Annotated in this window: 26 protein-coding genes; 18 read left to right on the forward strand and 8 right to left on the reverse strand. The window is 30.9% G+C overall.

Annotated features, from left to right (window positions below):
* The first annotated feature begins 17 nt into the window (after nt 1–17).
* Genes ABHQ57_RS08265 through ABHQ57_RS08275 form a run of 3 tightly spaced genes read left to right on the forward strand, consistent with a single transcriptional unit; the run spans nt 18 to nt 4255 of the window.
* Nucleotides 18–1448, forward strand: coding sequence for a DUF3526 domain-containing protein (locus tag ABHQ57_RS08265; RefSeq protein WP_330488036.1), 1431 nt, complete (start codon nt 18–20; stop codon nt 1446–1448).
* Nucleotides 1445–2866, forward strand: coding sequence for a DUF3526 domain-containing protein (locus tag ABHQ57_RS08270; RefSeq protein WP_167713966.1), 1422 nt, complete (start codon nt 1445–1447; stop codon nt 2864–2866). Before ABHQ57_RS08265 ends, ABHQ57_RS08270 begins: the two co-directional genes overlap by 4 nt.
* A 15-nt stretch (nt 2867–2881) precedes the next feature.
* A complete protein-coding gene (locus ABHQ57_RS08275; protein ID WP_389863255.1) occupies nt 2882–4255 on the forward strand; it encodes an MATE family efflux transporter in 1374 nt (457 codons plus the stop codon).
* A 19-nt stretch (nt 4256–4274) separates the two neighbouring features.
* On the opposite strand, the gene ABHQ57_RS08280 is transcribed toward ABHQ57_RS08275, so the two are convergent.
* Entirely contained in the window at nt 4275–4883 is a 609-nt protein-coding gene (locus tag ABHQ57_RS08280) for a methyltransferase domain-containing protein (protein ID WP_389863257.1), read from the reverse strand.
* Nucleotides 4884–5090: 207 nt separating this feature from the next.
* Here ABHQ57_RS08280 and ABHQ57_RS08285 point away from each other — a divergent pair, with 207 nt between their 5' ends.
* Both ABHQ57_RS08285 and ABHQ57_RS08290 read left to right on the forward strand, forming a co-directional pair.
* Nucleotides 5091–5399, forward strand: a complete 309-nt coding sequence (locus tag ABHQ57_RS08285; RefSeq protein WP_156167049.1) for a hypothetical protein — start codon at nt 5091–5093, stop codon at nt 5397–5399.
* A 379-nt stretch (nt 5400–5778) separates the two neighbouring features.
* Nucleotides 5779–8145, forward strand: coding sequence for an outer membrane beta-barrel protein (locus ABHQ57_RS08290; RefSeq protein ID WP_167713963.1), 2367 nt, complete (start codon nt 5779–5781; stop codon nt 8143–8145).
* Nucleotides 8146–8286: 141 nt separating this feature from the next.
* On the opposite strand, the gene ABHQ57_RS08295 is transcribed toward ABHQ57_RS08290, so the two are convergent.
* Nucleotides 8287–9003 (reverse strand): RDD family protein, encoded by a 717-nt coding sequence (locus ABHQ57_RS08295; RefSeq protein ID WP_167713962.1) that lies wholly within the window; start codon nt 9001–9003, stop codon nt 8287–8289.
* 118 nt (nt 9004–9121) lie between these two features.
* Here ABHQ57_RS08295 and ABHQ57_RS08300 point away from each other — a divergent pair, with 118 nt between their 5' ends.
* The 9 genes from ABHQ57_RS08300 to ABHQ57_RS08340 all read left to right on the forward strand — a co-directional run bounded on the left by ABHQ57_RS08300 (nt 9122) and on the right by ABHQ57_RS08340 (nt 15855).
* Nucleotides 9122–10087, forward strand: coding sequence for a stage II sporulation protein M (locus tag ABHQ57_RS08300; RefSeq protein WP_167713961.1), 966 nt, complete (start codon nt 9122–9124; stop codon nt 10085–10087).
* Nucleotides 10080–10931, forward strand: coding sequence for a hypothetical protein (locus tag ABHQ57_RS08305; protein ID WP_167713960.1), 852 nt, complete (start codon nt 10080–10082; stop codon nt 10929–10931). The genes ABHQ57_RS08300 and ABHQ57_RS08305 overlap by 8 nt, the downstream gene beginning before the upstream one ends.
* Nucleotides 10932–10935: 4 nt before the next feature.
* Nucleotides 10936–11670, forward strand: a complete 735-nt coding sequence (locus ABHQ57_RS08310; protein ID WP_167713959.1) for a DUF4129 domain-containing protein — start codon at nt 10936–10938, stop codon at nt 11668–11670.
* A gap of 1 nt (nt 11671) precedes the next feature.
* Nucleotides 11672–12907, forward strand: a complete 1236-nt coding sequence (locus ABHQ57_RS08315) for a DUF4350 domain-containing protein (RefSeq protein ID WP_167713958.1) — start codon at nt 11672–11674, stop codon at nt 12905–12907.
* A gap of 1 nt (nt 12908) precedes the next feature.
* On the forward strand, nt 12909–13913 hold the full coding sequence (locus ABHQ57_RS08320) for an AAA family ATPase (RefSeq protein WP_389863264.1): 1005 nt from the start codon (nt 12909–12911) through the stop codon (nt 13911–13913).
* Between the two features lie 2 nt (nt 13914–13915).
* Nucleotides 13916–15247: a DUF58 domain-containing protein gene (locus ABHQ57_RS08325; RefSeq protein WP_159490947.1), complete on the forward strand. Its 1332-nt coding sequence runs from the start codon at nt 13916–13918 to the stop codon at nt 15245–15247.
* A gap of 110 nt (nt 15248–15357) precedes the next feature.
* Nucleotides 15358–15525 (forward strand): bacteriocin, encoded by a 168-nt coding sequence (locus ABHQ57_RS08330; protein ID WP_167713956.1) that lies wholly within the window; start codon nt 15358–15360, stop codon nt 15523–15525.
* Nucleotides 15526–15535: 10 nt separating this feature from the next.
* Complete coding sequence (locus ABHQ57_RS08335; protein WP_167713955.1) at nt 15536–15709, forward strand: hypothetical protein; 174 nt, start codon at nt 15536–15538, stop codon at nt 15707–15709.
* Nucleotides 15710–15726: 17 nt separating this feature from the next.
* Entirely contained in the window at nt 15727–15855 is a 129-nt protein-coding gene (locus tag ABHQ57_RS08340; RefSeq protein WP_262886544.1) for a hypothetical protein, read from the forward strand.
* 36 nt (nt 15856–15891) lie between these two features.
* Here ABHQ57_RS08340 and ABHQ57_RS08345 read toward each other — a convergent pair whose 3' ends face one another.
* From ABHQ57_RS08345 to ABHQ57_RS08355, 3 genes are read right to left on the reverse strand one after another with little or no spacing between them, the layout of a single operon-like run.
* Nucleotides 15892–16209 (reverse strand): CCC motif membrane protein, encoded by a 318-nt coding sequence (locus tag ABHQ57_RS08345; RefSeq protein WP_167713954.1) that lies wholly within the window; start codon nt 16207–16209, stop codon nt 15892–15894.
* 13 nt (nt 16210–16222) lie between these two features.
* Nucleotides 16223–16516, reverse strand: a complete 294-nt coding sequence (locus ABHQ57_RS08350; protein ID WP_231128418.1) for a DUF2752 domain-containing protein — start codon at nt 16514–16516, stop codon at nt 16223–16225.
* Between the two features lie 6 nt (nt 16517–16522).
* Nucleotides 16523–16846 (reverse strand): YbaB/EbfC family nucleoid-associated protein, encoded by a 324-nt coding sequence (locus tag ABHQ57_RS08355; protein WP_047789483.1) that lies wholly within the window; start codon nt 16844–16846, stop codon nt 16523–16525.
* A gap of 138 nt (nt 16847–16984) precedes the next feature.
* On the opposite strand from ABHQ57_RS08355, the gene ABHQ57_RS08360 reads away from it, so the two are divergent.
* Nucleotides 16985–19081, forward strand: a complete 2097-nt coding sequence (locus tag ABHQ57_RS08360) for a S9 family peptidase (protein WP_389863271.1) — start codon at nt 16985–16987, stop codon at nt 19079–19081.
* Nucleotides 19082–19195: 114 nt separating this feature from the next.
* The gene (locus ABHQ57_RS08365) at nt 19196–20191 is read left to right on the forward strand and encodes a PLP-dependent cysteine synthase family protein (RefSeq protein ID WP_047789484.1); all 996 of its coding nucleotides are present in this window, start codon (nt 19196–19198) and stop codon (nt 20189–20191) included.
* A 10-nt stretch (nt 20192–20201) separates the two neighbouring features.
* Here the strand turns inward: ABHQ57_RS08365 and ABHQ57_RS08370 are convergent, their stop codons facing one another.
* Both ABHQ57_RS08370 and ABHQ57_RS08375 read right to left on the reverse strand, forming a co-directional pair.
* The gene (locus ABHQ57_RS08370) at nt 20202–20933 is read right to left on the reverse strand and encodes a hypothetical protein (protein ID WP_253680375.1); all 732 of its coding nucleotides are present in this window, start codon (nt 20931–20933) and stop codon (nt 20202–20204) included.
* A gap of 83 nt (nt 20934–21016) precedes the next feature.
* Nucleotides 21017–22273: an exo-beta-N-acetylmuramidase NamZ domain-containing protein gene (locus tag ABHQ57_RS08375; protein WP_167713952.1), complete on the reverse strand. Its 1257-nt coding sequence runs from the start codon at nt 22271–22273 to the stop codon at nt 21017–21019.
* 135 nt (nt 22274–22408) lie between these two features.
* Between ABHQ57_RS08375 and ABHQ57_RS08380 the strand changes: the two genes are divergently transcribed.
* Together ABHQ57_RS08380 and ABHQ57_RS08385 are read left to right on the forward strand one after the other, a co-directional pair.
* The gene (locus ABHQ57_RS08380; protein ID WP_159490911.1) at nt 22409–23644 is read left to right on the forward strand and encodes an FtsX-like permease family protein; all 1236 of its coding nucleotides are present in this window, start codon (nt 22409–22411) and stop codon (nt 23642–23644) included.
* Nucleotides 23645–23666: 22 nt separating this feature from the next.
* Entirely contained in the window at nt 23667–25025 is a 1359-nt protein-coding gene (locus ABHQ57_RS08385) for a pyridoxal-phosphate dependent enzyme (protein ID WP_159490913.1), read from the forward strand.
* Between the two features lie 240 nt (nt 25026–25265).
* On the opposite strand, the gene lipA is transcribed toward ABHQ57_RS08385, so the two are convergent.
* Nucleotides 25266–26135: a lipoyl synthase gene (lipA, locus tag ABHQ57_RS08390; protein WP_047789490.1), complete on the reverse strand. Its 870-nt coding sequence runs from the start codon at nt 26133–26135 to the stop codon at nt 25266–25268.
* Between the last annotated feature and the right edge of the window lie 29 nt (nt 26136–26164).

The following is a 26164-nucleotide window of genomic DNA, read 5'->3' on the forward strand; positions in this document are numbered from 1 at the left end:
AATAAAAATGTAAACAGATGATACATCAAGTATTTTTAATAGCTAAAAAAGAACTTACCAGTATAGCAAGGCAAAATGCTTTAAAAATTTTGTTTCCTATTATTTTGTTCCTCTTAGGCTTTTCACTTTATGCTGGACATATAGCTTATAAACAGGAAATGGATATGGTGAAAAAGGCTCAAGAAGAAAGAAGAACTGAGTGGTTAGAACAAGGAAATAAGCATCCGCATATTGCGGCTCATTACGGGACATATGTTTTTAAGCCTAAAACGCTTTTAAGTCTTTTTGATTTTGGATTGGATACGTATACAGGAACCTCCGTTTATTTAGAAGCACATTATGCCCATGAGTTTATGTTTAGACCTGTACAAGGATATGGTAACATGGCTCGTTTTGGAGAATTGAGTGCAGCTTTGGTACTTCAGTTATTATTACCACTTCTTATTATATTCATCACTTTTCAAACTTTTAGTAAGGAAAAAGAAACGGGAACCTTGAAGTTGTTAATAGGACAAGGAGTTTCAATGAGGTCCATTTATTTAGGTAAAGTTTTGGCTTATTTTTTAATAGTCCTACTTATATTAATATTATTTTTTACAGGACTTTATATTGTAGGAATAATTGAAGATGATAGCTTAGTAATGCAAGATGTAGGCTTACGAGTTTTATTTCTCTTTTTTCTTTACGTTGGGTATTTATTTGCTTTTACAAACTTTTCTGTTTGGGTTTCTTTTAAGTCTTCAAATGCGCGAAACTCTCTTCTAACTTTATTAATGTTTTGGATTACGACTGGTATTATTATTCCAAAAACCTCGGCTAATATAGGAGAGAGTTTATATCCTTTACCATCTCTTAAAGCATATAAAGAGAAAATTAAAAAGGATATAGATAAGGGGTTGCCTATGGATGGCTCTAAAGAAGAGAGACTTGTTAAATTAAAGGAACAGTACTTAAAAGAATATGGAGTAGACTCTTTACATCAATTACCACTAAATTTTGAAGCAATACGAATGCAAGAAGGAGAAGAATATGCTTATAAAGTACAAAAAGTTCATGATTCTCTTCTTAACAGAAGGTTTGAATATCAAAATAGAATAGGAAGTATAATAGGGTTTGTTGCACCTTACATTTCAGTAAGAAATTTTTCAATGGCTTTTGCTGCAACAGACGGGTACAGTTTTAATGATTTTCAAGAAAAAACAAAAGCATACCGTCTTAAACTAATGAGAAAAATGAATTATGATATGGCTGTAAATTCACGTTATGGCGAGTTTTATGAATACAAAGCAGGAAGAAATTTATGGGAAACGGTTTCTGGGCTAGAATATCGTACACCTAGTGTAATGAAAACCTTTAAAAATTACAGAATAGAATTAATGTCATTAATTTTTTGGGTTTTAATAATGTTCTTACTAATACCTTCTTCTCACAAAAATAAATTGATATGAAATTAACAATATTATTATGGAGGCGTGAAGGTATTTCAATCGTTAGAAATACGTTTCAAATAATTTTGCTTACCATCGTATTTTTATTGGGTATTTATGCTGTTTATTACGGGCATTCAAAAATAACGGAGCAGCGTAAAATAATTGAGAATGTTAAACATATTGAAAAGAAAGAATTTGAACAGTATAAAGAGAGTTTTTATACCAATCATACTTCGTTAAAAGATAAACAATTATTTGACATAGCTTCTAAGCCTGCTTATGCATGGTATCGACATGGATATCATGCAATTTTACCTCCTCATGGTTTAGCACACATGTCTTTAGGACAAAGAGATATAGAACCTTATTACTATAAGTTAACGGGAATGAGCTTATATTATCAATTGTTTGAAAATGAATTAGCAAATCCACTTAAACTCTATGTTGGAAATTTAGACCTATCGTTTGTTTTTGTTTATTTGTTTCCATTGCTTATCATAACCTTTACTTATGGATTATATGCAGAGGAGAAGGAAAACGGAATGTTACCCTTATTAAGGTTACAATCTATAGGGCTAAGAAAAATCCTCTTAATTAGAATTGCTTTTTATTATGTTTTAGTTTTAGGATTAGGAATCCTTTTGTCTATAATAGCCTTTACGGTTGCTGAAAAAGTAAGTATTTTAAGTGCTTGTTTATGGTTATTAGCAGTCTTGTGTTATTTCAGCTTTTGGTTTGCCTTAATGTTTCTTTTAATAAGCTTGAAAAAGAATTCTTCATTAACAGCCATTACTGCTGCTGGTTTATGGTTACTTTTTTTAATAGTTTTCCCAGCAGTATTAAATGTATATGCAAATATTGTACATCCGATAGACAATACTTCATTAGCAGATATAACTAGAAGAAGAAGTCTTGAAAATGAAGAGAACATAGAAGAAGCTAAAGCTGTAGTTGTTGAGTATTTAGATTACCGAGATGATTTAAAAGGAGCAAAATCTTTAATAGATGTAAATACAATGGCCAAGGCTTATGCATCTTTTACTGCGCTTAATGATAATCATCACAGAGAAGAAGTACAGGAGTATTTTAAACAAATTGAGTTAAGACAAGAATGGGTTTCTAAATTTCGATGGGCAAATCCAGCAGTAAATGCTCAAGGAATGTTTAATGAAATAGTTGAAACGGATTCTGAAATTTTTCAATCTTTTTATCAATCAATTGAACTTTTTCATAGAGATATTACCAATTTTTATTTTAATAAATTGTTTTTAGGTAAGCAAATAACAATAAGAGATTATGAAAGGTTGCCTAAGTTTAAGTTGAATGCTGATTATACTAAAAGTCAAAGAATAGGAAAAAGTTTATTAGAAGTAATACTTATAACCTTTATAATTTTTGGTACATCACTGGTCTTTTTTAAAAAAATAACTTTTTAAAAGAGTGGTGCAAATATGAGTTCCAAAATAAAAAATAACACAAAACAAAAGCTTGATTTTATTAATGATAGCCTTTGGGGGCTTATGTTAAAACTATCTGTTCCCAGTATTTTGGGTATGATGGTTATATCTATAAACGGGCTTGTAGATATATTTTATACAAGCTATTTTATAGGAATAAAAGCTTTTACAGGAATTTCAATGTTGTTTCCTTTAATGCTAGTTGTTACAAGTATTACTGTTTTTATAGCTGCAGGCTCTGCATCTGTTCTTAGTAGAGCTATAGGCGCCAAACAAATTGAAGTTCAAAAGAAAATAATTCCAAACATGATAGCCTTATCTCTCATAGGGGCAACTTTAGTAACTGTTTTTGGAATTGTTTTTTCTCATGAAATAGTTTCAGTAATAGGAATTTCAGGAGAACTATTTACCTATGCTTTAGAATATTTTAAAGTATACGTTTTGGGAGCATTATTCAGTATTTATGGTCTGTCAGCTAATAGCTTAATACGGGCAGAAGGAAATATAAAAGTAGCAATGCAATTCACAATAGCTTCAGTAATTTTAAATATTTTACTAACTCCCATCTTTATTGGTGTTTTACATATGGGAGTAGCAGGTGCTGCATGGAGTAGTATTATAGCAATGTTTATTTATAGTTTGTTAACATCTCTATATTTTATCCGTGGAAAAGCAACATTTAAAACAGGGGCTTTTCGAATAAGGTTGGAGTATAAGATCCTCAAAAATGTTTTAAGTATTGGTTTTTCAGCATTTACAATGCAATTATCTAATTTGTTTAGACAGTTTTTACTTTTCAGATTAGTGGTTTTCTATGGAACAGTAGAAGCTATGGCGTTTTTTAATGCTGTTTTTAGGTTGTTTACTTTTTTAGCTATTCCGCTTTTAGGACTTTACCAATCTATGCAGCCAATTATTGGAATTAATTACGGAGCCAACAAGCCGTCTAGGTGTTTAAAAGGAGTAAAAATATACAGGTTAACAGGAATTGTTCTTGGTGCTGGACTGTTAATTCCGATACTGATTTTTCCTGAGGCAATGGTTAATGTTATATTACCTGATGTAAAACTTAATGATACAGAAATTTTTAATGTACGAATGCTATTGAGTATTTTATTAGTTATTCCAATATCTTCTAGTAGCATAGTTCTTTTTCAAGCTATAGGAGAAGCAAAATTAGCAACGTTGTTACCTATTGGAAGACAATTATTATTGTTTGTTCCGGTAGTATTACTTTTAACTAAATACTTTGGAATAGAGGGGATATATTACAGTTTAGCTTTAGAAAATATATTATATGCTTTGGTTTTATATATTGTATCTAGAAAAACACTTAAGCAAATATCCAAGGGAATAATACAGGAGTAAGTATAAATGTGGTAGCTTATTATTTTTGAGGATGTTTCTTTTTTGCCACAATATGAAAAACATGCCAAAATTTTTCTTTTCCAGATAATGTTTTTCCTTTTTTAGAGATTTCATTAAAATAAAGAATCTCAAACTTATCAAATAAGTTTTTTACATCTTGTATATTGTGAAAAGTCATATCAGAGTTAGAGCTCCAGGAATCTTGTGGTCCAAAAAAATGTCCGCAAAAAATTCCTTCAGGAGATATACATTTAATGATATTCGACCATAGATTGTCAAATTGATTAGGATGACAAAAAGGAAGTGAAAAAGAAGCATTAACCAAATAAGCTAAAGGAAACTCTTTTATATTCTCAAAAGAAACGTTATTAAATTTTAATAGTTTTGAATGTTCAGGAGCTAAATTTTGTTGTAGGTAAAGCAATGAGTTAGGGTTGCTGTCTATGGCAACTACAGAAAAACCATTTTCTAGCAAAGCAAATGTATCTACACCATTACCACAACCCAAGTCAACAGCAGTTTTTTCTGTTATATTATCTTGGTTAGTTATAAACTCTAAAGCTTTGCGTAATGTATAAGCTGGGGGATGTTTTTCTTTTTTTATTTTACTATAATGCTCTTTCCACATTCTATATTTTTTTGTGAGATAAACAAATATAATGAAGTATTACACTGTTTAAATTAAAAAAATAAAACATTCTATTATATTTTAACTTTTATACAAGTAAAAGGCTTATTCATATGTTTTTAACTAGAAGAAGTTATATGTTTTTTTTAGCGAAAGCAAGTGTGAAATTAACATTTTTTCAAGTTAATTTTAGTAAGTTTACAAGTAATGAAAAAAGGATGGTTAAAGAATAGCGTAACCTATTTATTCCTTGTGCTTTTTCTATCAGTGAAAATGACAGGAATTCATGTATTGATGCATACAGATGATATGGATCATGCAGTACATTGTACCATGTGTGACCATAGCATAACACATGATTTAACTCCTGCACTTACTCCTAATTTTCAAAATTTAATTATTGATAAGTTTGAAATAATAGTTCAAAAATCAATTATTAAAAATTACAAGTTTACTACCACAAGTAACTTTGCTTTGTATCAACTTTTCTCCAGACCTCCTCCTTTCTTATTATAATTTTTTAGAGAAAAACAAAGTAAAATATCATCTTGGTTTTTTATAAGTTATTCTAGTTTCTTTTAATGATAGTGTAATCAAAAGTTAAAAACTTTGGATTATAAAATGCATCTAAATATTTAGAGCATATAAAAAGCTATGTGTAAAGAAAAAACATTTTCACATTCAATTTTTTGAAAATAATTACAACTTTTTTAAAAAGGAGTTGAAGAACATTTTATGCAACTAATTGTAATGAAAAACTTCTAGAACTTATAAAACCAAAATAATTCATTCTTAAGTAATACTTAATATTTAGGTATCTGTGTAAAAACAGAAATTAAATAAGCAGAATGATTACAGGTAGATAAATCTATCTAACTAAAAAATAAATTAAATAATGAAAAATTATATCAAAATACTTATACGTTACTTTTTAATTCTTTTCCCATGGCTTGTTTTTTCACAGGAGGTTGAAGTAAAAGGAACCGTTAGTGATGTTACAAATCAAGTATTACCAGGTACAACTGTTTTTATAAAAGGAAGTAATAAAGGAACAGTAACCAATTTAGATGGGAAATATTCAATAAAAACTACTAGAGGAGCTGTTTTGGTATTTTCTTTTGTAGGAATGATTACGAGAGAAAAAAAAGTAACTGATGAAGAAAAGATAAACATAACCTTAAAAGAAGATACTAATGCGTTAGACGAAGTAGTGGTTAATTTTAAAAAACCGCTTATTGAGGCTAGTAAAGGAAAATTAACATTTAACCTAAAAAAATCTACTCTTACAACAGGGCAATCCGCTCTTGATATGTTAAAAAAATTACCAGGGATAAATGTAGCGCAAAACGATGCTATTTTATTTAGAGGGGCGTCTGGGGTAAATATTATGATAGATGGTAAAATGACCTATTTATCTGGAGGTCAATTGTCAAATTTATTAAAAGGAATGAGTGCTGAAGACCTTAAAAAGATAGAATTGATAACATCACCAACAGCCGAGTTTGATGCAGCAGGTAATACAGGTATAATTAATATTGTTCTCGAAAAAAAACTCAAAAAAGGTTATGCAGTCAATTTACGAACTACCATTTCAAAAGGGAAATACTGGATGACAAATGAAAATATTTCGGCAAGTTTACGTACAAAAAAAGTGAATTTATATGGTTCTTTTGATTATAATACGCCTCATAGATTTACCAAAAACAAGAGTGGAAATACCATCAATGAAAATGGAGAATCTCTGTGGCTTAGTCGCAAAAACGAAAGTAATTATAAAATAAAATATTATACTTGGCGATTTGGAGCTGAATGGCAGTTTTTACCTAAACATAGCTTAAGTATTAACTATCATGGCTACTTTGATGATTTTAAAAAACAAAATTATTCTACAGTTGATAAATTTAATAATCTCAAAGAATTACAATCTTACACATTAACAGATAATAAAATAATTGAACCTTATCATTACGATGCGGGGAGTGTGCATTATGTGTTTTTTATAGATTCTCTTGGAAAAAAGTTAACAGCAGATGCCAATTATACATCCTATCGAAATTATTCAGATGGAATACTGATAACAGACAATTATGATGCAAATCAAAATAAATTAGATACTAACGTACTCAAGTCACACCAACCAGGAAGTGTAGATATTTTTTCAGCACAAATTGATGCTAATTTGCCTTTTAAGAAGTATGCTATTAAAACAGGGGTTAAATATGCTAAGGTAAAAAATGATAATCAATACGAATTTGAATCGTTAGAAGAAGATACTTATGTAAAAGTACCGGCATTAAGTAATCATTATAAATATAATGAACAGATTGCAGCAGCATATATAACAGGATCAAAAGAAATAAATAAAACAACAATAGATGCTGGACTTCGTGTAGAATATACCAGAGCAGAAGGATATACAGTAAAAGAAAATGAAACAAATCAATGGAAATACACTAAGCTATTTCCCTCTTTTTCAATTGGACAAATTTTAGATAAAGACAATAAAATTGACTTTTCGTTAAACAGACGTATTAATCGTCCATCTTACACCGACTTAAATCCAGTACGATGGTATAGAGATCAGTATTTCTATTATTCAGGAAACCCTAATTTAACACCTGAATTAGCTTGGGTATATTCGTTTACATATAGCTTAAAAAATAAATATGTTTTTTCTGCAACGTATAACCAAAGTGATAACTTTATAAATCGAAGGCTTTTAGTAGATGACAACGGTACTACTATAAAAAGTCAAAGTGATAATTTTGGTAATAGAGAACGTTTTGATTTTACAGTATCTACCCCATTTAAATTATATTCGTTTTGGAATTTGCTTTTCTTTTCAGATATAAGTTATACTACGTATCCTATTTCACAAGTTTCGGGAGAAAAACAACTATCAAAGTGGGCTACAACATTTACATTACAACAAGATATTTCCTTGCCAAAAGATTATAAAATGAATCTTTCAGCACATTGGTTTTCATCGGAGTTGCTTGGTTTGTACAGTACAAAAGCAACAGGTTATGTAGATTTTGGAATAAAAAAAACATTCCTAAATAAAAAATTAGTGGCGCAATTGACTATAAGTGATGTATTTAACACCAATCATTATGAAGCCTATTCTCAAAGTGATATTATAGATTATTACTATAACAATAAACCAGATTCAAGAAGGTTTGGGGTGACCTTGCTTTATCACTTAGGAGGAAACTTAGTGAAAGAAAATAGAAAAAAAACAGAAGAACAGAAAAGGTTATGATTTTTTTCAAGAATTAAATTACGAGATAAAATTCCATAAATAAAACAAAGAATGACGTTCTAAAAGGCGGTATTCTTTGTTTTGATTAGGTTGCTTTTACTTAAGTAAGTAATGTTTATTTAAACTTGTGTAAAACAAATATTACTGCCTTGCGTAATAATGATAATCTTTAATCACAGTATCTATAAATTGAGCAGGTTTTTGCTCGGTGGTAATTCCTGTTAACTCAATAACTTTTGTGTATAGTTTCAAAATTACTTTATGATTTCTTTTCTTTATGGCATCTCTATATACTCTTGTGATAGTGTGAATATCATTATCATTCAATAACGTTACCTGTGAATAGGTTGGTGTATAGTTATCAACTACATCGCTTGCAATAGTATCTTTTAACGTAATTCTTTTCTTTTCAGATATTACAGTAGTTCCTGCAGCAATATCTCCTAAACGTTGCCCTTTTCCGTTTAATAAAATGGTAAGTACAGCAACAGAACCACTAGCTAAAGTGAAATCAACAAAACGTAATAACCATCTAATTAAATAACTTCCAAAAGTAGGTTTTGAACCATCTAATTTAACCACTCTTATTTGGTTGAAGTATTTACCAGGCGTTTGTCCGTTCATTAAAACCTCAAAAAGTAAGCTGTAGAAGAATACAGGAAGCCCTAGTAAAACAAAGAGACTCATGTATTCCATACTCATGGGAATGTCTAACATTCCTATTATAATAGCAATGATAATGTAGTACCCAACAATAAATAACGCATCAATTAAATATGAACCAATGCGAGTGGTAACATGAGCTACATTTTGACTAATAGCAATGTTTTGAGCTGTTTCTATTTGAAAATTATCCATTAATTAGTTTTTCACTTTTTTTGTTGATATTTATGCAACTTTTTTTAGTTTAGCGAAGATAAAAATATTCTATGATTAGAGAAACTTCTCAACAAACATGCTTTAATTTTTTAAACTCATGAGAGAAGCTGCCTTTGTAAATAAAAATAAAGAAAAGTGGCAGCTTTTTGAAGATGCGTTGTACAACAAAACAGTTATTTCACCAGATAAACTATCTGACTTATATGTGGAGTTAACTGACGATTTGAGTTATGCCAAAACGTTTTATCCTAACGGAAATACGTTAATATACTTAAACTCGATAGCATCTGCAGCACATCAAAAAATTTATAAAACTAAAAAAGAAAGTAAAAACAGGTTTGTTAGCTTTTTTAAAACGGAATTTCCTTTAATGTTTTATAGTCATCAAAAACAATTACTTATTGCGTTTTTAGTATTTGCTTTTTTTTCTATTTGTGGTGCTTTTTCAGCCGCAACCGATATTGATTTTGTCCGTTTGATTTTAGGAGATGGTTATGTAAATATGACTCTGGAGAATATTGAAAACGGAGATCCAATGGCTGTATATAAAAAAGCTAATGAAGTAGACATGTTTATTGGAATTACTGTAAATAATATAAAAGTAGCTATGTATGCCTTTGTGTTAGGAATGTTATTTTCGGTAGGGACCTTATACATTATGATGCAAAACGGAATAATGTTAGGTTCGTTCTTATATTTTTTTTACGATAAAGGGTTGTTTTGGGAATCGTCAAGAACCATTTGGATTCACGGAACCATAGAAATATCAGTAATTGTTATTGCAGGATGTGCCGGATTGGTATTAGGTAACGGATTACTATTTCCAAAAACCTATTCACGACTAGAATCATTTAAAAGAAGCATGAAAGATGGATTAAAAATAATGGTAAGTACCATTCCGTTTTTTATAGTTGCAGGATTTTTAGAAGGTTTTGTAACCCGTCATACAGAAATGCCCGATTGGTTAGCAATCTTAATAATTGCTACCTCATTAGCACTCATTATATTTTATTACGTCATATACCCAATTAAAGTTTATAAAAATCAACAAACCCATGCATAAAGAATACGTAGAGTTTAAAAAAGAAAGAGATTTAGGAAGTATTATTTCAGATGCCTTTAAGTTTATACGATTAGAAGGGAAACAGTTCTTTTTAACTATTTTAAAAGTAGCAGCAATACCTATTGTTATAGCGGTTGCTTCTATGATTTACTACATGATGTCTATTTCTTCAATAATGAGCCAAGATACAAGTGCAGTTGCAGGAATGGTGGGGTCGGTGTTTATTATGATGATTGCTTATTTAGTAGCCATTGTTTTTATAAACTTGGCAGGTATGTATTATATTAAATCATATATAGATAACAAAGGAGTAGTTAGGCAAGAAGATGTTATAAATAATACAAAAGCTAAGTTTTGGTCGTTTACAGGATTTGGTATTTTGGCAGGGTTACTATTATTTGCAAGTGCAATGCTATGTGTATTACCTGTGTTTTATACTTGGCCAGCATTATCTTTAGGAGCTTCAATTTTAGTATTTGAGAATGAAACAGCTTCTGGAGCAGTAGGAAAATGTTTTAATTTTATAAGCGGATATTTTTGGGAAACTTTTGGGGTGATTTTCGTTGTGTCTATTTTAGTAAGTATTTTAGGATATGTTTTTCAAATACCAGCAACTATATATCAATTAATAAGCATGGGGATAGGTTCAGGAAGTGATGACCCAGCGCAAGTTTTTGGATTTTTTGGTGATCCTATTTATTTGATTTTAAATGTTATATCAATAGCAGGCCAGCTACTATTTTATTCAATTACCTTGATAACGAATGTGCTTTTATATTTCGATATTAATGAAAGAAAAAATCTTACAGGAACTATTGAAAGAATTGATAGTATAGGACAGTAATCTTTTGAAGCAGTTTCTTTTTTACATAGCGTTTTTTATTTGTTCAATCACTGTTTTTTCTCAAGAAGAAAAAATAGAGGTGCAGTATGATGATACTATTATAGAACAAAAAAAGTTTGATACTCAAAAAATAGAGGAGTACAAACAAAAAGATGAATTTATATACATTGTAGAAAAAAGAGAACCTACTATTTTAGAAAAAATATGGGATTGGTTAAAACGAACCGTCATAAAAATTCTCTCTTATATTTTTGATGATATTACTCCAGCAGTTGGGTTTTTACGTGTTGTTTTAAAAATTTTACCTTACGTAATAGCAGGACTCGTACTCTTCTTCATTATTAAATTCTTTTTAAAAGTAAATGCACGCAATATTATTGATGGTAAAAAGGCTAAACCTATTGTGCACTTATCGGAAGAAGAAGAATTGATAAAAGATAAAGACTTACCAAAGTTAATTCAAGAAGCAATTTCAGAAGGAAATTATCAACTAGCAGTACGTTATTATTATTTGTTGCTGTTAAAAAAACTGTCAGATAAAGAGTTTATTTCTTGGCAACAAGAAAAAACAAACGAAGATTATATAAAAGAGTTATCATCTAAAAAACAACTGTATACAGACTTTAAAGAGTTAACTTATTTGTACGATTATGTGTGGTATGGTGAGTTTTCTATAGATAAAGAAAAATTTACACAAGCGGAGAACAACTTTAAAAACACACTAGCTAAAATTTACTAATTTGGATAAAAAACTTAAAATATATATTGGTCTGTTGGTGCTTATAGTACTCGGTATTTTTTATGTTGAGTCTGTAAAGCCTAAAGAAATCAATTGGTATCCAAGTTATGCTGCAAAACATAAAATTCCATATGGTACATATGTATTGCATAAAGAAATGCCAAGTTTATTTCCAAAAAGTGAAGTAAAAGATATCTACCAAAATCCGTATGTGTACTTAAAAGACGATAAGAATAACGGAACCTATTTTTTTCTTGATAATAAAGTGAATTTTGACAAAGATGAGTTGAATGAGCTTTTAGAGTTTGCAGATAGAGGAAATGATGTGTTCATAGCAAGCAATGGAATATATTTAGATACGTTGCAAACAAAGACAAGTTATTTAACTACTTCAGCGTTTGAGGAAAAGGCTTATCAAAAAATGAGTAACCCTATTTTTGGTGGAAAAGAGTATTATTTTGATAGAGATTTTTCAAAGCTGTATTTTTCTGAAGTTGATACGCTCAATACAACTATTTTAGGCGAGTTGGTAATACGAAATGAAAACGATTCCATCATCAGTAAAAAGCCGAATTTTATCAAAGTTAAACACGGAGAAGGTAATTTTTATTTGCATACGTTCCCGCAGGCATTTACGAATTATAACATGCTATTAGATAATAATTATGAGTACGTAGCGAATGTGTTATCATATCTAAATAACCCGGGTAATAAAGAAGCAGAGGTGGGTTCTAATAGTAACAATACCATTTTATGGGATACCTATTATAAGACAGGAAAAAGTAGAATAACCTCTCCCATGCATTATATTTTATCAACCCAATCGTTAAAATGGGCATATTATATAGGATTGATAGGGGTGTTGTTCTTTATTATTTTTAAAGGAAAGCGTAATCAGCGATTAATTCCTGTTATTACACCGTTAAAAAATCAAACACTGGCTTTTACACGTACTATAGCCAATATGTATTACGAAAAATCAGATCATAAAAATATAGCTGAACATAAAATCAACTATTTTTTAGAATATATCAGAATAAAATACCGATTATCAACTTTAAACATAGACGAACGTTTTTATAAAAACCTTGCTAATAGAAGTGGTAATTCAGAAGAAAAAGTAGTTGCTTTATTTAAAAAGATAGAGCAAATACAGTCAAAATCAAGTATAACCGAAGAAGATTTAATAGCCTTAAATAAAGCTATTGAAGCTTTTAAAGCATATAAAAAAGAATAGGATGGATACAGAAAACAATTCAATAGAAAATACGAATGAGTTATTTTCAAGCAGAATAGATTTGTCAAAGTTAAAAGAAGCGGTTGTAAAAATAAAAGAGCAACTAGGGAAAGTAATTGTAGGTCAAGAGGAGTTTATGGAGTTACTGTTGGTTTCTTTACTGGCTGACGGACACGTATTGATTGAAGGTGTTCCTGGAGTAGCCAAAACGGTAACAGCAAAATTGTTAGCAAAAACCATAGCTACTGATTTTAGCCGAATTCAGTTTACGCCTGATTTAATGCCTTCGGATGTATTAGGAACTTCGGTTTTAAACATGAAAACATCTGATTTCGAGTTTAAAAAAGGTCCGATTTTCTCTAACATTGTGTTGATTGATGAAATTAACAGAGCACCAGCTAAAACGCAAGCAGCATTGTTTGAGGTGATGGAGGAAAAGCAAATTACAATGGATGGTGAGCGTTATGAAATGAATCCACCCTTTATGGTATTAGCAACTCAAAACCCAATAGAGCAGGAGGGAACGTATGCCTTACCAGAGGCTCAATTAGACCGTTTCTTATTCAAAATAAATGTTGGGTATCCGAATTTAGAGGAAGAAATACAGATAATCACTGCTCATAACGATCGCAAAGGAGCGTTACCGCAAACGAAAGTGGAAGCTGTGTTAACAGAAGCTGAGTTATTAGAATACAGAAGCAAGGTTTTTGAAGTATTGGTAGAGGAAAAAATAATTAAATACATAGCAAAACTTATTTCCAATACACGTAACAATGCACATTTGTATTTAGGAGGTTCACCAAGAGCAAGTATTGCAGTATTAATGGCGTCTAAAGCATTTGCAGCAATCAATGGACGTGATTTTGTGATTCCTGAAGATGTAAAGAAGAGCATTTACCCTGTATTACGCCATAGAATTATGTTAACTCCTGAACGTGAAATGGAAGGAATGACAGCCGATAAGGTGATTGAAATGATTGTACAATCTGTAGAAGTTCCAAGATAGTGATTCAATTCTTTAAATCGTTATACGTACACAATCGCTTTTTTATCTATATAAGCGTTATTTCGGCATTATTTTTAGTGTCGTTTTGGATTCCTGCGCTTTATTCAGTAACATGGATGCTTGTGTGGTTATTTGTAATAACGATATGTGTTGATGTGTTTATCTTATACCGATTTAAAAATGGATTTTTAGCGAAAAGAATTACATCAGAAAAACTATCAAATTCAGATGCTAATGAAATAGCCATTACGCTTGAAAATAATTATCCGTTTCAAGTTTTTATTTCATTGATTGATGAATTACCAGTACAATTTCAAAAAAGAGATTTCGAACATGCAATGTCTTTGAAGCCTGGTGAGAAATCAACCTATACCTATAGTGTTAGACCAGTTGAAAGAGGGGAATACAAATTTGGGAAAGTAAATATATTCGTGTCTTCTTTTTTACAAATGTTTTCTAAACGTTATTCCTTTGCTGCGGAAGAAAGTGTGAAAGTATATCCGTCATATATACAAATGAAAAAGTACGAGTTTCTGGCGATGCACAATAACTTAACGGAGTTTGGTATGAAGAAAATCCGACGAATAGGGCATACCATGGAGTTTGAGCAGATAAAAAACTATATTCCTGGTGATGATGTACGTACCATAAACTGGAAAGCAACAGCTAAAAGAGCAGAGTTGATGGTGAATCAATATCAAGATGAAAAATCGCAACCCATATATTCTATTATCGATTTAGGTCGTGTCATGAAAATGCCTTTTGAAGGGTTGAAGTTATTAGACTATGCAATTAATTCAACCTTAGCTTTTTCAAACATAGCCTTATTAAAAAACGATAAAGCAGGGATGCTTACCTTTTCCAAAAAGGTTGAAAAGATAGTAGCTGCTAGTAACAAAAAAACAAACTTATCGGTTATTAACGAAGAGTTGTATAATATTACAACCGACTTTTCAGATGCTAATTTTGCGCTATTGTATGCGAATATTAAAAGAAAAATAAATCAACGTAGTTTGTTGATTTTATATACCAATTTTGAGCATATATCGGCGTTAAAAAGGCAATTACCGTATTTAAAAGCGATAGCTAAAAAACACTTACTTGTAACTGTTTTCTTTGAAAATACGGAGTTAGATACGTTAATTACTGAAAATGCAGAAGATTTACAAAGTGTGTATCATAAAACAATTGCCGAGAAATATGCTTACGAAAAACGTTTGATGATAAAAGAGCTAGAGAAAAACGCTGTGCATGCTATTTTAACAAAACCACAACATTTGTCTGTTAATGTAATAAATAAATACCTAGAGTTTAAAGCAAAAGGAATGATATAAAAAAAGCGACCATCGGTCGCTTTTTTTATATCCTGCAATGTTTTTGCAGTGAACAAACTTATGTTTGTATCGTTGCAACAAAAATATAGTATTAATAAAAAATTGAAATTATGAATAATGATTTTAAAGTAAAAAATCTATCAAAAGAAGAGTTAAATAATATAAATGGAGGACGTATTGTTTACCCATGGGAATTAGTGGAAGCTGGAGCAGTAATTTTAGGTGTTTTGGCAGAAGATTGGATAGAAGGATTTAAATTAGGTTCAAGAGAAGTTTAAAAAACATAAAATGGAAGATTCAAAATTAATTAGTTTAAGTAAAGAGGAGTTACTAGAGGTAAACGGAGGTGGTTTTTTTGACTATGTTGAGTCGTTAGTTATACTTAATGGATATGTAACTGGAAGGGTGCTTGATAATATCCATGGTTTGTATGACGGACTTGCAGGAGTAGATAAACATTAATAAAAAAACATTAAAAAATGAAAGAATTATCAATTAAAGAACAAATCGAAATTAACGGAGGAACAGATAAAGATTATGAATTAGGGTATGCTATAGGTTCACATATAAGACAAGGTATAGAAACAATAATAAGTTGGTTTAAATAAAAAAAAGCGACCATTTGGTCGCTTTTTTATGAGTTATTATTGATATTGTTCTAACTGTCTGTTATATTGTTCCATAAGAACATCCCAATCTGTTGTTGCAACTCTATAAATAGTCATTGATAAATAAATGGCATTTAATATTAAAGCAATCATAGCAACCATTTTAGCTGTTTTTATAGATTTGATTGTAGCAGCATTATATTCCTCAGGGTTAGCCTCAGCTTCTTTTAGCTTATTATTAGCCATTATAAAAGCAGGTGCAGCCAATACAATACCTAATCCAGCAAAACAACAACATAGGAAGCTAATTATAGATAGTACATAAATAGCCGTTGGGTTGAATTGTTTTTCCATAGTTTTCTAAAGTTTAAATTAATTGATTCATTTTTATAACATAACTACTCACTATAATAATTATGTTAATAATAGCCAATATACTGATTATTTTTTGAGCATATTTTACTTTATAGAAGAAGTTAATGCCTACAACAAAAGCTAAAAGCAATAAAGTATATATTGCAGGGTACATTTTAAAAGCAGCAACGAACTCTCCTTGTGAAATTAAGCTCAAAGCACGCTGTATACCACAACCTAAACAGTCAACTCCAAAGAATTTTTTGTTTAAGCAAGGCAACATATAATCTTCTAATTGTACAGGCATAACTTATTATTTGAACATATCCATTCCAGGAATATTAGGCATTCCGCTTTTAGCAGCAACAGCTAATTCCTGTTCGTTAATTTCACCAGCACGTTTTAATGCTTTGTTTAGCGCTAAGATTAAATAGTCTTCCAATTCTTCTTTATCATCTAACAAAGACTCATCTACTGTAATAGCTTTAACTTCACGATTAGCGGTTACGGTAACTTTTACATTTCCTCCAGCAATTGCTTCATCAATTAAAACGGTATCTAATCGTTTTTTTGTTTCTTCTACTTTTTGTTGAGCTTCTTTTAGTTTACCCATCATTCCAGAAATATCTCCGAACATATTGTACAGTTTTTATGATTTATTTTCCAACAAAAATAGTATTTTCACAAGAAATATAAACCAACTTAAAAAATGAAAAAAATAATGCTACCGGCTTTGTTTTTTAGTCTTATTTTTGGTTCTTGCAAAAAACAAGAAATGAATAAAGATATCAAAGCCCCAGTTGCTGAAAAGCAACCAACTAAGTTAGAGAAACACGGAGATATACGTACTGATGATTATTTTTGGATGCGTTTAACTGATGCTCAAAAAAATACAGAAGTTAAAGACGAACAAACTCAAAAAGTATACGATTACTTAAATGCAGAGAACGCTTATTATGAAGAAATGACAAAAGAAACTAAAGAGTTTCAAGAAGAGTTATTTCAAGAAATGAAAGGGCGCATAAAAGAAGATGATGAGTCAGTACCATACAAAAAAGATGGATACTTTTACATAACTCGTTATGAAAAAGGACAGCAATATCCTATTTATAGCCGTAAAAAAGAAACTTTAGAAGCAGAAGAAGAAATCATGTTCAATGTGAATAATGAAGCAAAAGGATATGATTATTTTCAGTTAGGAGGGTTAAATGTGTCACCAGATAATAAAATGACAGCTTTTGCTACAGACACAGTTAGTCGTCGTCAATATTTTATTAGAATTAAAAATTTAGAAACTGGTAAAATCTATAAAGATATTATTGAAAATACCACTGGAGGTTCTGTATGGGCAAATGATAATAAAACGTTGTTTTATGCTAAAAAAGATCCTGTAACGTTACGTTCTTCAAAGATTTACAAACATACGTTGGGTTCTGATGCATCTTTAGATGAATTAGTGTATGAAGAAAAAGACGATACGTTCGGAGCTTTTGTCACCAAATCAAAATCTAAGGATTATATCATAATAGGTTCGTATAGTACAGTTTCAACAGAATACCATGTATTAGATGCTAATAATCCTGATGGAGAATTACAAATAATTCAACCACGTGAGCGTGATTTAGAATATGAAGTAGCACACTACGGAGATCATTTTTATATTAAAACCAATAAGGACGGAGCAACCAATTTTAAGTTGATGAAAACTCCTGTAGATAAGCCTGGGAAAGAAAACTGGGTAGATGTAATTCCACATAGAGAAGATACCTTATTTGAAGATTTTTCAATTTTTAAAGACTATTTAGTTTTAGAAGAAAGAAACGAAGGATTGAATAAAATCCGTATTAAACGATGGGATGGAACTGAAGACTACTACTTACCTTTTGAAGAAGAAACCTATTCAGCAGGAGTATATGGTAACCCTGAATTCGATACAGAGGTAATTCGTTACTCATATAATTCAATGACAACTCCAAGCTCTGTGATTGATTTCAATATGAAAGACAGGTCAAAAGAAGTTAAAAAGGAGCAAGAAGTTTTAGGAGGAAAGTTTGATAAAAATAATTATGTAAGCAAGCGTATATGGGTACCTGCACGAGATGGTAAAAAAGTAGCGTTATCAATTGTACACCATAAAGATACGAAGCTTGATAAAAATACACCAATCTTACAATATGCGTACGGTTCTTACGGATATACAATTAATGATGGGTTTTCAACAACACGTTTAAGTTTATTAGATCGTGGATTTGTATATGCTTTAGCGCATATTAGAGGAAGTCAGTATTTAGGACGTGAGTGGTATGAAGATGGTAAAATGTTGAACAAGAAAAATACATTTACCGATTTTATTGATTGTTCTAAATATTTAATTGATAACGGTTATACATCTCCAGAGCATTTATATGCTATGGGAGGTTCTGCAGGAGGTTTATTAATGGGGGCTATTGTAAATATGAATCCTGAGCTATATAACGGAATCATAGCTGCGGTGCCTTTTGTTGATGTAATTTCTACCATGCTAGATGATAGTATTCCATTAACTACAGGTGAATATGACGAATGGGGGAACCCGAATAATAAAGAATATTACGATTATATTAAGTCGTATTCTCCATACGATCAAGTTGAAGCAAAAGCATATCCAAATATGTTAGTAACTACAGGTTTACATGATAGCCAAGTACAGTACTGGGAGCCAGCAAAATGGGTAGCGAAACTACGTGAATTAAAAACAGATAACAACATGTTATTCTTACATACTAATATGGAAGCAGGTCATGGAGGAGCCTCAGGAAGGTTCGATGCTTTAAAAGAAACAGCAGAAGAATATACGTTCTTTTTAATGTTAGAAGGTAAGTTAAAAAAATAATTATATTTTTGCGCTCGATTGAGTGTAAGTGTCATTGCGAAAGCAACGAACAATCTCAACAGATTTTTCGTGTCTAATTTTCGTAATGACACTTTTTCTTATTTATAAAACATAATGAAAAGACATCAAGGTATTACCAATTCAATAATAGATTTAGTAGGTCAAACCCCCATGATTCAACTGCATCGAATTACCCAAGACTTACCGGGTACGTATTATGCAAAAGTTGAAGCTTTTAACCCAGGTCACTCTGCTAAAGATAGAATTGCATTGCATATCATAGAAACAGCAGAACAAAAAGGAATCGTAAAAGAAGGAGATATTATTGTTGAAACAACATCTGGTAACACAGGGTTTTCATTGGCAATGATTAGTATTGTAAAAGGATATCGATGTATTTTGGCAGTGAGTGATAAGTCTTCTCAAGACAAAATAGACATGTTAAAGTCTATGGGAGCAGAAGTACATGTTTGTCCTGCAAATGTTACTCCTGACGATCCTCGTTCGTATTACGAAGTAGCTAAAAGATTGCATAGAGAAAATCCAGGGTCTATTTATATCAATCAGTATTTTAACGAATTAAATATTGAAGCACATTATAAGAGTACGGGACCAGAAATTTGGGAACAAACCGACGGAAAAGTAACTCACGTAGTTGCAGCAAGCGGGACAGGAGGAACGATTTCTGGAACAGCACGTTATTTAAAAGAACAAAATCCTGATATTCAAATTTTAGGAGTCGATGCGATGGGCTCAGTGATTAAAAAGTATCATGAAACAGGTGAGTTTGATTCAAATGAAATTAGTCCCTATAAAATAGAAGGTTTAGGTAAAAACTTAATTCCTACTTCTACTGATTTTGATGTGGTAGATGTGTACGAAAAAGTATCAGATAAAGAGGCGGCTTTAAAAGCTAGAGAATTAGTAAAAGCAGAAGGTATTTTTGCAGGGTATACTTCAGGAGCAGCCTTACAAGCTACACAACAATACGCAGACAATGGTTTTTTTGATGAAAATAGTGTAGTAGTCGTAATTTTACCAGATCACGGTTCTCGTTATATGAATAAGATTTATTCTAATAACTGGATGAAAGAGCAGGGGTTTTTGTAACCAATTATATTTATTCAAACATATAAATATTTATGGCTTCACAATCATGTTCGCTTCCATAAATCATTAATGGTTTTTCAATTTCAATTCCATCGAATATTTTATTTCCTAGTCCATCAAAAGCTTTATGTAATAAAATATATGTTTTGAAAATATAAGCATCTTTAAGAGCTAGGTATATATCCGATTCAAAAATATAATCGTCAATTCCATATTGTTCAATAGTATTATTAAAGGAGATTAGGTTTTTCCAAACAGTACTATAATCTATTTTTTCAATACTAATAAATATTTCATCTTTTGGATAAAATCCTAAATACTTAGGTTTTTTTAATAATAGATAATCTCCTTTTCCATATCCATAAATTGACGCTGTAGGTAAGAGGTCATATTCTAAAAATATAGCTTGAAGCCTTATTACCTTTTGTTCAGATTGATCCTTTACCTTTATTTCAGCAAAAGCATTTTGTATATTCAACTTGAATTTTTCAATTATTTGATTTTCATTAAATTTAAATTCAATTGCTTTTTGAAAGAATTGTTTTAGTTCAGGATTCTTCTTTAATTTATTTAATTCTATTGATTCTTCATCTTCTAAATAATGGTTAACCCCAATACTTAAGTAATGTTGATTTGTTTCATTTATATAACTCGTTATTATCTTTTCTAAGGTAGCTCCTTTTAACTGGATAAGGGACCTTTTTAAAAGGTTTTCTAAATTATGTAAAATATCTTTTTTCATAGCTTGTAAAACTAACTCTAGAATATAATCTATATAAGTGTAAAGTGAAAAATCGTAAAATTTATAAAAGTGAATTTTCTTTGTTACTCATACAACAAATACTGTTCACGTATCTTTTTAAAGTCATTTAAACCTTGTTGCCAACTTGCTTTGATTTCTTCTTCAGAAAGTCCTTGTTCAATTTGTTCTTGTAGTTTCTTAGTGCCAGCTAGTTTGGTGAAAAAAGCATTGAAAAACTCTTTTTTAGGAGACTGTTGATATGCTTTTACTAACCAACTAAGGTTTAGGTTAACTAAACGTTCAGAAGTGCTTAAATCTTCCCCAAAACACATTTTTTCTTTATGTTTTGGATGTTTTGCACCTTCATTGGGTTGTGGTGTAAAACTAAAATCAGTTTTTTCTAAATGTGGTGAACCATAAATTTGAAATTGTTTATCTGTTCCTCTTCCAGCAGATACATTGGTTCCTTCAAAAAAACATAAACTAGGGTATAAGTTTATTGAAACATCGTTCGGTAAATTAGGCGATGGTTTTATCGGTAAACTATATGTTGATTGATGTGTGTAATTTTCTAGCGGAATTACGGTTAAGTTACACTGAATACCATTTGCTAACCACTTTTCACCATTAATCATTTTACCGTATTCACCAATTGTCATTCCGTAAACTACAGGAACAGGGTGCATGCCTACAAAACTTTTGTGTTCAGGTTCTAAAATAAGTCCGTCAATATAATGTCCGTTTGGGTTTGGTCTATCTAATAAAATTACAGGAATATTTGCCTCGGCACAAGCTTCCATCACATAATGTAACGTAGAGATATAGGTGTAAAAACGTGCGCCTACATCTTGAATGTCAAAAACAACAGCATCAATTCCATTTAATTGTTCAGGTGAAGGTTTTTTGTTTTTTCCGTACAACGAAATAATTGGAATCCCTGTTTTTACATCTTTTCCATCAGCTATGGCTTCACCAGCATCAGCTTTTCCTCTAAAACCATGCTCAGGAGCAAATACTTTTTGAACGTTAATTCTATCGTAATTATGTAAATAATCTACTAAGTGATGTTGTACCATTTCAGACCCCATAATGTTGGGGGCAACTTCAGCTCGTTGTAACACTTGCAATACGGAAGTTTGATTTGCAACTATGGCAATATTTTTATTCCTTAAAAGAGGAAGGTAAGCTGTAGTTCTATCAGCACCCGTTTTAATTGTTTTTGGCTGTTCTTGTATTGGCTCTTCTTTAGTAGTTGATTTTTTTTGTTGTTGTGCACAAGAAGAAAATTGAAAACTGAATACTAAAAAAAGTAAAAAAACGTAATTAAAAGTAAGCTTCATCTATAAAAAATTAAAACATAAAGGTACAGATTTCTATTTTTTAAGAATAATAAAAGTTAAAGAATTAAAACCTAGGTATTCTTCTCTTTCTTTACATAAGAATTAGTTACTTTTGGTTTGTAAAAAAGAAAACATTTGAACTTCGAATTATTTATAGCAAAACGAATCATTGCTGGAAAACAGTATAAAAGCAGTATTTCATCACCAATTATTACCATTGCAACCATTGCCATTGCTCTTGGTGTAGCTATTATGTTAATTGCAGTGTCGATTACCTCTGGGTTTCAGAATAAGGTGCGCGATAAAATGACAGGCTTTAAAGGGCATATTCAAATTGTAAATTACGATAATAACAATTCAGATGTTTCAACAGTACCGATTGATATTAACCAAGAGTTTTATCCAGAGTTTAAAAACATTGACGGCATAAAAAAAGTACAACCTTTTGCTAATGTTGGAGGGATAATTAGAACTCCTACTGATTTTGAAGGAATTATTTTTAAAGGAGTTTCGGCTGATTACGATTTTACTTTTTTTAATGAGTGTTTAGTTGAGGGTCGTTTACCAGATTTTACCCAAGATAGAAACCGAGAAATTCTAATTTCTCAATCTATTGCAAACCGATTGCATTTTAAACTAAACGATACCATTCAAACATGGTTTGGAGCAGAAAACAGTAGTTTGAAATTTAAATCAAGAAAGCCAATTATTGTGGGAATATACAATACAGGTTTTGAACAGTTTGATAAGATTATGTTGTTGGGAGACTTAAGAGAGGTTCAAAAAATTAATCGTTGGAAAGACAATGAAATAGGAGGCTTTGAAGTGTTGATTGATGATTATGATATGCTTAAAGAAAAAGGAGATGAAGTGTATACAAGTATTGGAGCAACCTTAAATAGTATTACCATTGTAAATAATTATCCTGCTATTTTTGAGTGGTTAAAACTATTAGATAATAACGTATGGTTTATTATTGGAATCATGGTGTTGGTTGCTGGAATAAACATGGTAACAGCATTGTTGGTTCTTATTCTAGAACGTGTACAAATGGTTGGAATTTTAAAAGCATTGGGAAGTGTAAATTGGAGTATCCGAAAAATATTTTTATACAATGCTTCTTACTTAATTTTAAAAGGATTGTTCTGGGGAAACCTTATTGGGCTTAGTATACTTTTAATTCAAAAATATACGAAGTTAATAAGTCTAGATCCTGAAACTTATTATGTATCAACAATGCCTGTAGATATTAATTTCTTGGCAATTTTATTGTTAAACATAGGTACGCTAATACTTTGCTTTTTAATGTTGATAGTACCTTCATATATCATTACAAAAATTCGCCCTTCAAAATCCATTCGATTTGCTTAGTTTTGCATAACATTAATAAGATATGAAGTACGCAAAAAATATATTAGAAACTATTGGTAACACACCTTTAGTTCAATTAAACTCAGTAACAAAAGAAGTAGATGCTTTAGTATTAGCTAAAGTAGAAACGTTTAATCCAGGAAACTCTGTAAAAGACCGTATGGCACTTAAAATGATAGAAGATGCTGAAGCAGATGGTCGTTTAAAGCCAGGAGGTACCATTATAGAAGGTACTTCAGGAAATACAGGAATGGGATTAGCATTAGCAGCTATTGTAAAAGGGTACAAATGTATTTTTGTAATTTCAGATAAGCAATCAAAAGAAAAAATGGATATTCTGCGTGCTGTAGGAGCAGAGGTAGTTGTTTGCCCTACGAATGTAGAACCAGATGACCCTCGTTCATATTATTCTGTATCTAAGCGTTTAGGGGAGGAAACTCCAAACTCTTGGTATGTGAATCAATATGATAATCCGTCAAACGCACAAGCACATTATGAACAAACAGGACCAGAAATTTGGGAACAGACCGATGGTAAAATCACACATTTTGTTGTTGGAGTAGGAACAGGAGGAACGGTTTCAGGGACTGCTAAGTTTTTAAAAGAAAAGAATCCAAATATTAAAATTTGGGGAGTAGATACATACGGTTCCGTATTTAAAAAATATCACGAAACTGGTATCTTTGATGAAAATGAAATCTATCCATATATTACGGAAGGAATTGGGGAAGATATTTTACCTAAAAATGTTGATTTTTCTTTAATTGATGGATTTACAAAAGTAACTGACAAAGATGCTGCTATTTACACACGCAAAATAGCTAAGGAAGAAGGGATTTTTGTAGGGAATTCAGCAGGTTCAGCTATTAAAGGATTATTACAGTTAAAAGACGAGTTTAAACCTGATGATGTAGTGGTAGTGTTATTTCACGATCATGGAAGCCGTTATGTAGGAAAAATGTTTAATGACGATTGGATGCGTGATAGAGGATTCTTAGATGAAGAAATTACTACAGCTGAAGATTTAATTAAAGATCATATAGATAAACCATTAGTAACTGTTCAAACAGAAGAATTAGTATCGCATGCTATCGAAAGAATGCGTGCATTTAAAATATCACAGATTCCTGTAAGAGATGTAAATGGGTTTGTAGGTTCAGTAGATGAATCAGCATTATTATATAGTTATTTAGAAGATAAAAATATAGCAGAAAAGCCTATTAAAGATGTAATGGGAAGAGCATATCCTACAGTTAAAAAATCAGCTTCTATTGATGAGGTATCTAAGTTAATTAACAAAGAAAATCAAGCAGTTTTAGTTGATTTAGAAAATGGAAAACACCACATCATTACAAAATATGATATAATTAGAGCTATTTAAAATTAGCATCTCTAAAGAGAATAAAAACAGGAAGCCCGCTCAATTTGAGCGGGCTTCTTTGTTAATCAACTAATTCAAATAATTTACACAATGAAAACAATGTTACTTGCTTACGGTATTGTTGTTTCCAATATCTGTGCCAAAATTATAAATAAAAAGCGGTACTTTATTTAATTTTTAATTATTTGACATTTTTTTAACGTTAAACCGTTAAAAAGTTAAGGATATTTTAATTTAAGGTTAGCTAGCGTGTTTGTGTGCTTTATACGATGAACGTACTAAGGCACCACTTTCTACATACATAAAGCCCATTTCTAACCCTAATGTTTCGTATTTTTTGAATTGTTCTGGTGTTATAAATTCCTTAACAGGTAAGTGTTTTTTACTAGGTTGTAAATATTGACCGATAGTAATAACATCCAATCCAACATTACGTAAGTCTTTCATGGTTTGTATTACTTCATCTTCTGTTTCGCCTAAACCAAGCATAATTCCAGATTTAGTACGCATTCCGTTTTCTTTTAGGTATTTTAAAACCCCCAAGCTACGATCATATTTTGCTTGAATACGAACTTCACGAGTTAAGCGACGTACCGTTTCCATATTGTGAGAAACAACTTCAGGAGCTACTTCAATAATACGGTCTATTAATTTTTCGTTTCCTTGAAAATCAGGAATAAGAGTTTCTAAAGTAGTATTCGGATTAGCTCTACGAATAGCCTGTACTGTTTCAGACCAAATAATAGAACCTCCATCTTTTAAATCATCACGGTCAACAGAGGTAATTACCGCATGTTTAATATTCATTAATTTAATAGAACGAGCTACTTTTTCAGGTTCATCCCATTCAACGGTGTCTGGACGTCCAGTTTTAACACCACAAAACCCACATGAACGTGTACAGATGTTACCTAAAATCATAAAGGTAGCAGTACCTTCTCCCCAACATTCACCCATGTTTGGACAGCTTCCGCTGGTACAAATAGTGTTTAATTTATATTTATCAACAAGTCCTCTTAGTTCCGTGTATTTTTTTCCTACAGGTAATTTTACACGTAACCATTTTGGTTTTTTCGTTCTTTCTGGTGTTGCTACAGTTTCGTTTGCCATTCCATAAAAATTGAACTGCAAATTTACGA

Origin of the sequence: Tenacibaculum sp. ZH5_bin.1, assembly GCF_042865525.1 — a bacterium.
Classification (GTDB): domain Bacteria; phylum Bacteroidota; class Bacteroidia; order Flavobacteriales; family Flavobacteriaceae; genus Polaribacter; species Polaribacter mesophilus.

Coding starts and splice junctions, on each gene's coding strand:
- ABHQ57_RS08265 (WP_330488036.1), top strand. CDS start 18: ATGATACATCAAGTATTTTTAATAGCTAAAAAAGAACTTACCAGTATA.
- ABHQ57_RS08300 (WP_167713961.1), top strand. CDS start 9,122: ATGAGAGAAGCTGCCTTTGTAAATAAAAATAAAGAAAAGTGGCAGCTT.
- ABHQ57_RS08350 (WP_231128418.1), bottom strand. CDS start 16,516: ATGCCTGTACAATTAGAAGATTATATGTTGCCTTGCTTAAACAAAAAA.
- ABHQ57_RS08385 (WP_159490913.1), top strand. CDS start 23,667: ATGAAGTACGCAAAAAATATATTAGAAACTATTGGTAACACACCTTTA.
- ABHQ57_RS08290 (WP_167713963.1), top strand. CDS start 5,779: ATGAAAAATTATATCAAAATACTTATACGTTACTTTTTAATTCTTTTC.
- ABHQ57_RS08295 (WP_167713962.1), bottom strand. CDS start 9,003: ATGGATAATTTTCAAATAGAAACAGCTCAAAACATTGCTATTAGTCAA.
- ABHQ57_RS08320 (WP_389863264.1), top strand. CDS start 12,909: ATGGATACAGAAAACAATTCAATAGAAAATACGAATGAGTTATTTTCA.
- ABHQ57_RS08285 (WP_156167049.1), top strand. CDS start 5,091: ATGAAAAAAGGATGGTTAAAGAATAGCGTAACCTATTTATTCCTTGTG.
- ABHQ57_RS08330 (WP_167713956.1), top strand. CDS start 15,358: ATGAATAATGATTTTAAAGTAAAAAATCTATCAAAAGAAGAGTTAAAT.
- ABHQ57_RS08365 (WP_047789484.1), top strand. CDS start 19,196: ATGAAAAGACATCAAGGTATTACCAATTCAATAATAGATTTAGTAGGT.
- ABHQ57_RS08280 (WP_389863257.1), bottom strand. CDS start 4,883: ATGTGGAAAGAGCATTATAGTAAAATAAAAAAAGAAAAACATCCCCCA.
- ABHQ57_RS08270 (WP_167713966.1), top strand. CDS start 1,445: ATGAAATTAACAATATTATTATGGAGGCGTGAAGGTATTTCAATCGTT.
- ABHQ57_RS08375 (WP_167713952.1), bottom strand. CDS start 22,273: ATGAAGCTTACTTTTAATTACGTTTTTTTACTTTTTTTAGTATTCAGT.
- ABHQ57_RS08370 (WP_253680375.1), bottom strand. CDS start 20,933: ATGAAAAAAGATATTTTACATAATTTAGAAAACCTTTTAAAAAGGTCC.
- ABHQ57_RS08360 (WP_389863271.1), top strand. CDS start 16,985: ATGAATAAAGATATCAAAGCCCCAGTTGCTGAAAAGCAACCAACTAAG.
- ABHQ57_RS08340 (WP_262886544.1), top strand. CDS start 15,727: ATGAAAGAATTATCAATTAAAGAACAAATCGAAATTAACGGAGGAACA.
- ABHQ57_RS08305 (WP_167713960.1), top strand. CDS start 10,080: ATGCATAAAGAATACGTAGAGTTTAAAAAAGAAAGAGATTTAGGAAGT.
- ABHQ57_RS08355 (WP_047789483.1), bottom strand. CDS start 16,846: ATGTTCGGAGATATTTCTGGAATGATGGGTAAACTAAAAGAAGCTCAA.
- ABHQ57_RS08335 (WP_167713955.1), top strand. CDS start 15,536: ATGGAAGATTCAAAATTAATTAGTTTAAGTAAAGAGGAGTTACTAGAG.
- ABHQ57_RS08345 (WP_167713954.1), bottom strand. CDS start 16,209: ATGGAAAAACAATTCAACCCAACGGCTATTTATGTACTATCTATAATT.
- lipA (WP_047789490.1), bottom strand. CDS start 26,135: ATGGCAAACGAAACTGTAGCAACACCAGAAAGAACGAAAAAACCAAAA.
- ABHQ57_RS08275 (WP_389863255.1), top strand. CDS start 2,882: ATGAGTTCCAAAATAAAAAATAACACAAAACAAAAGCTTGATTTTATT.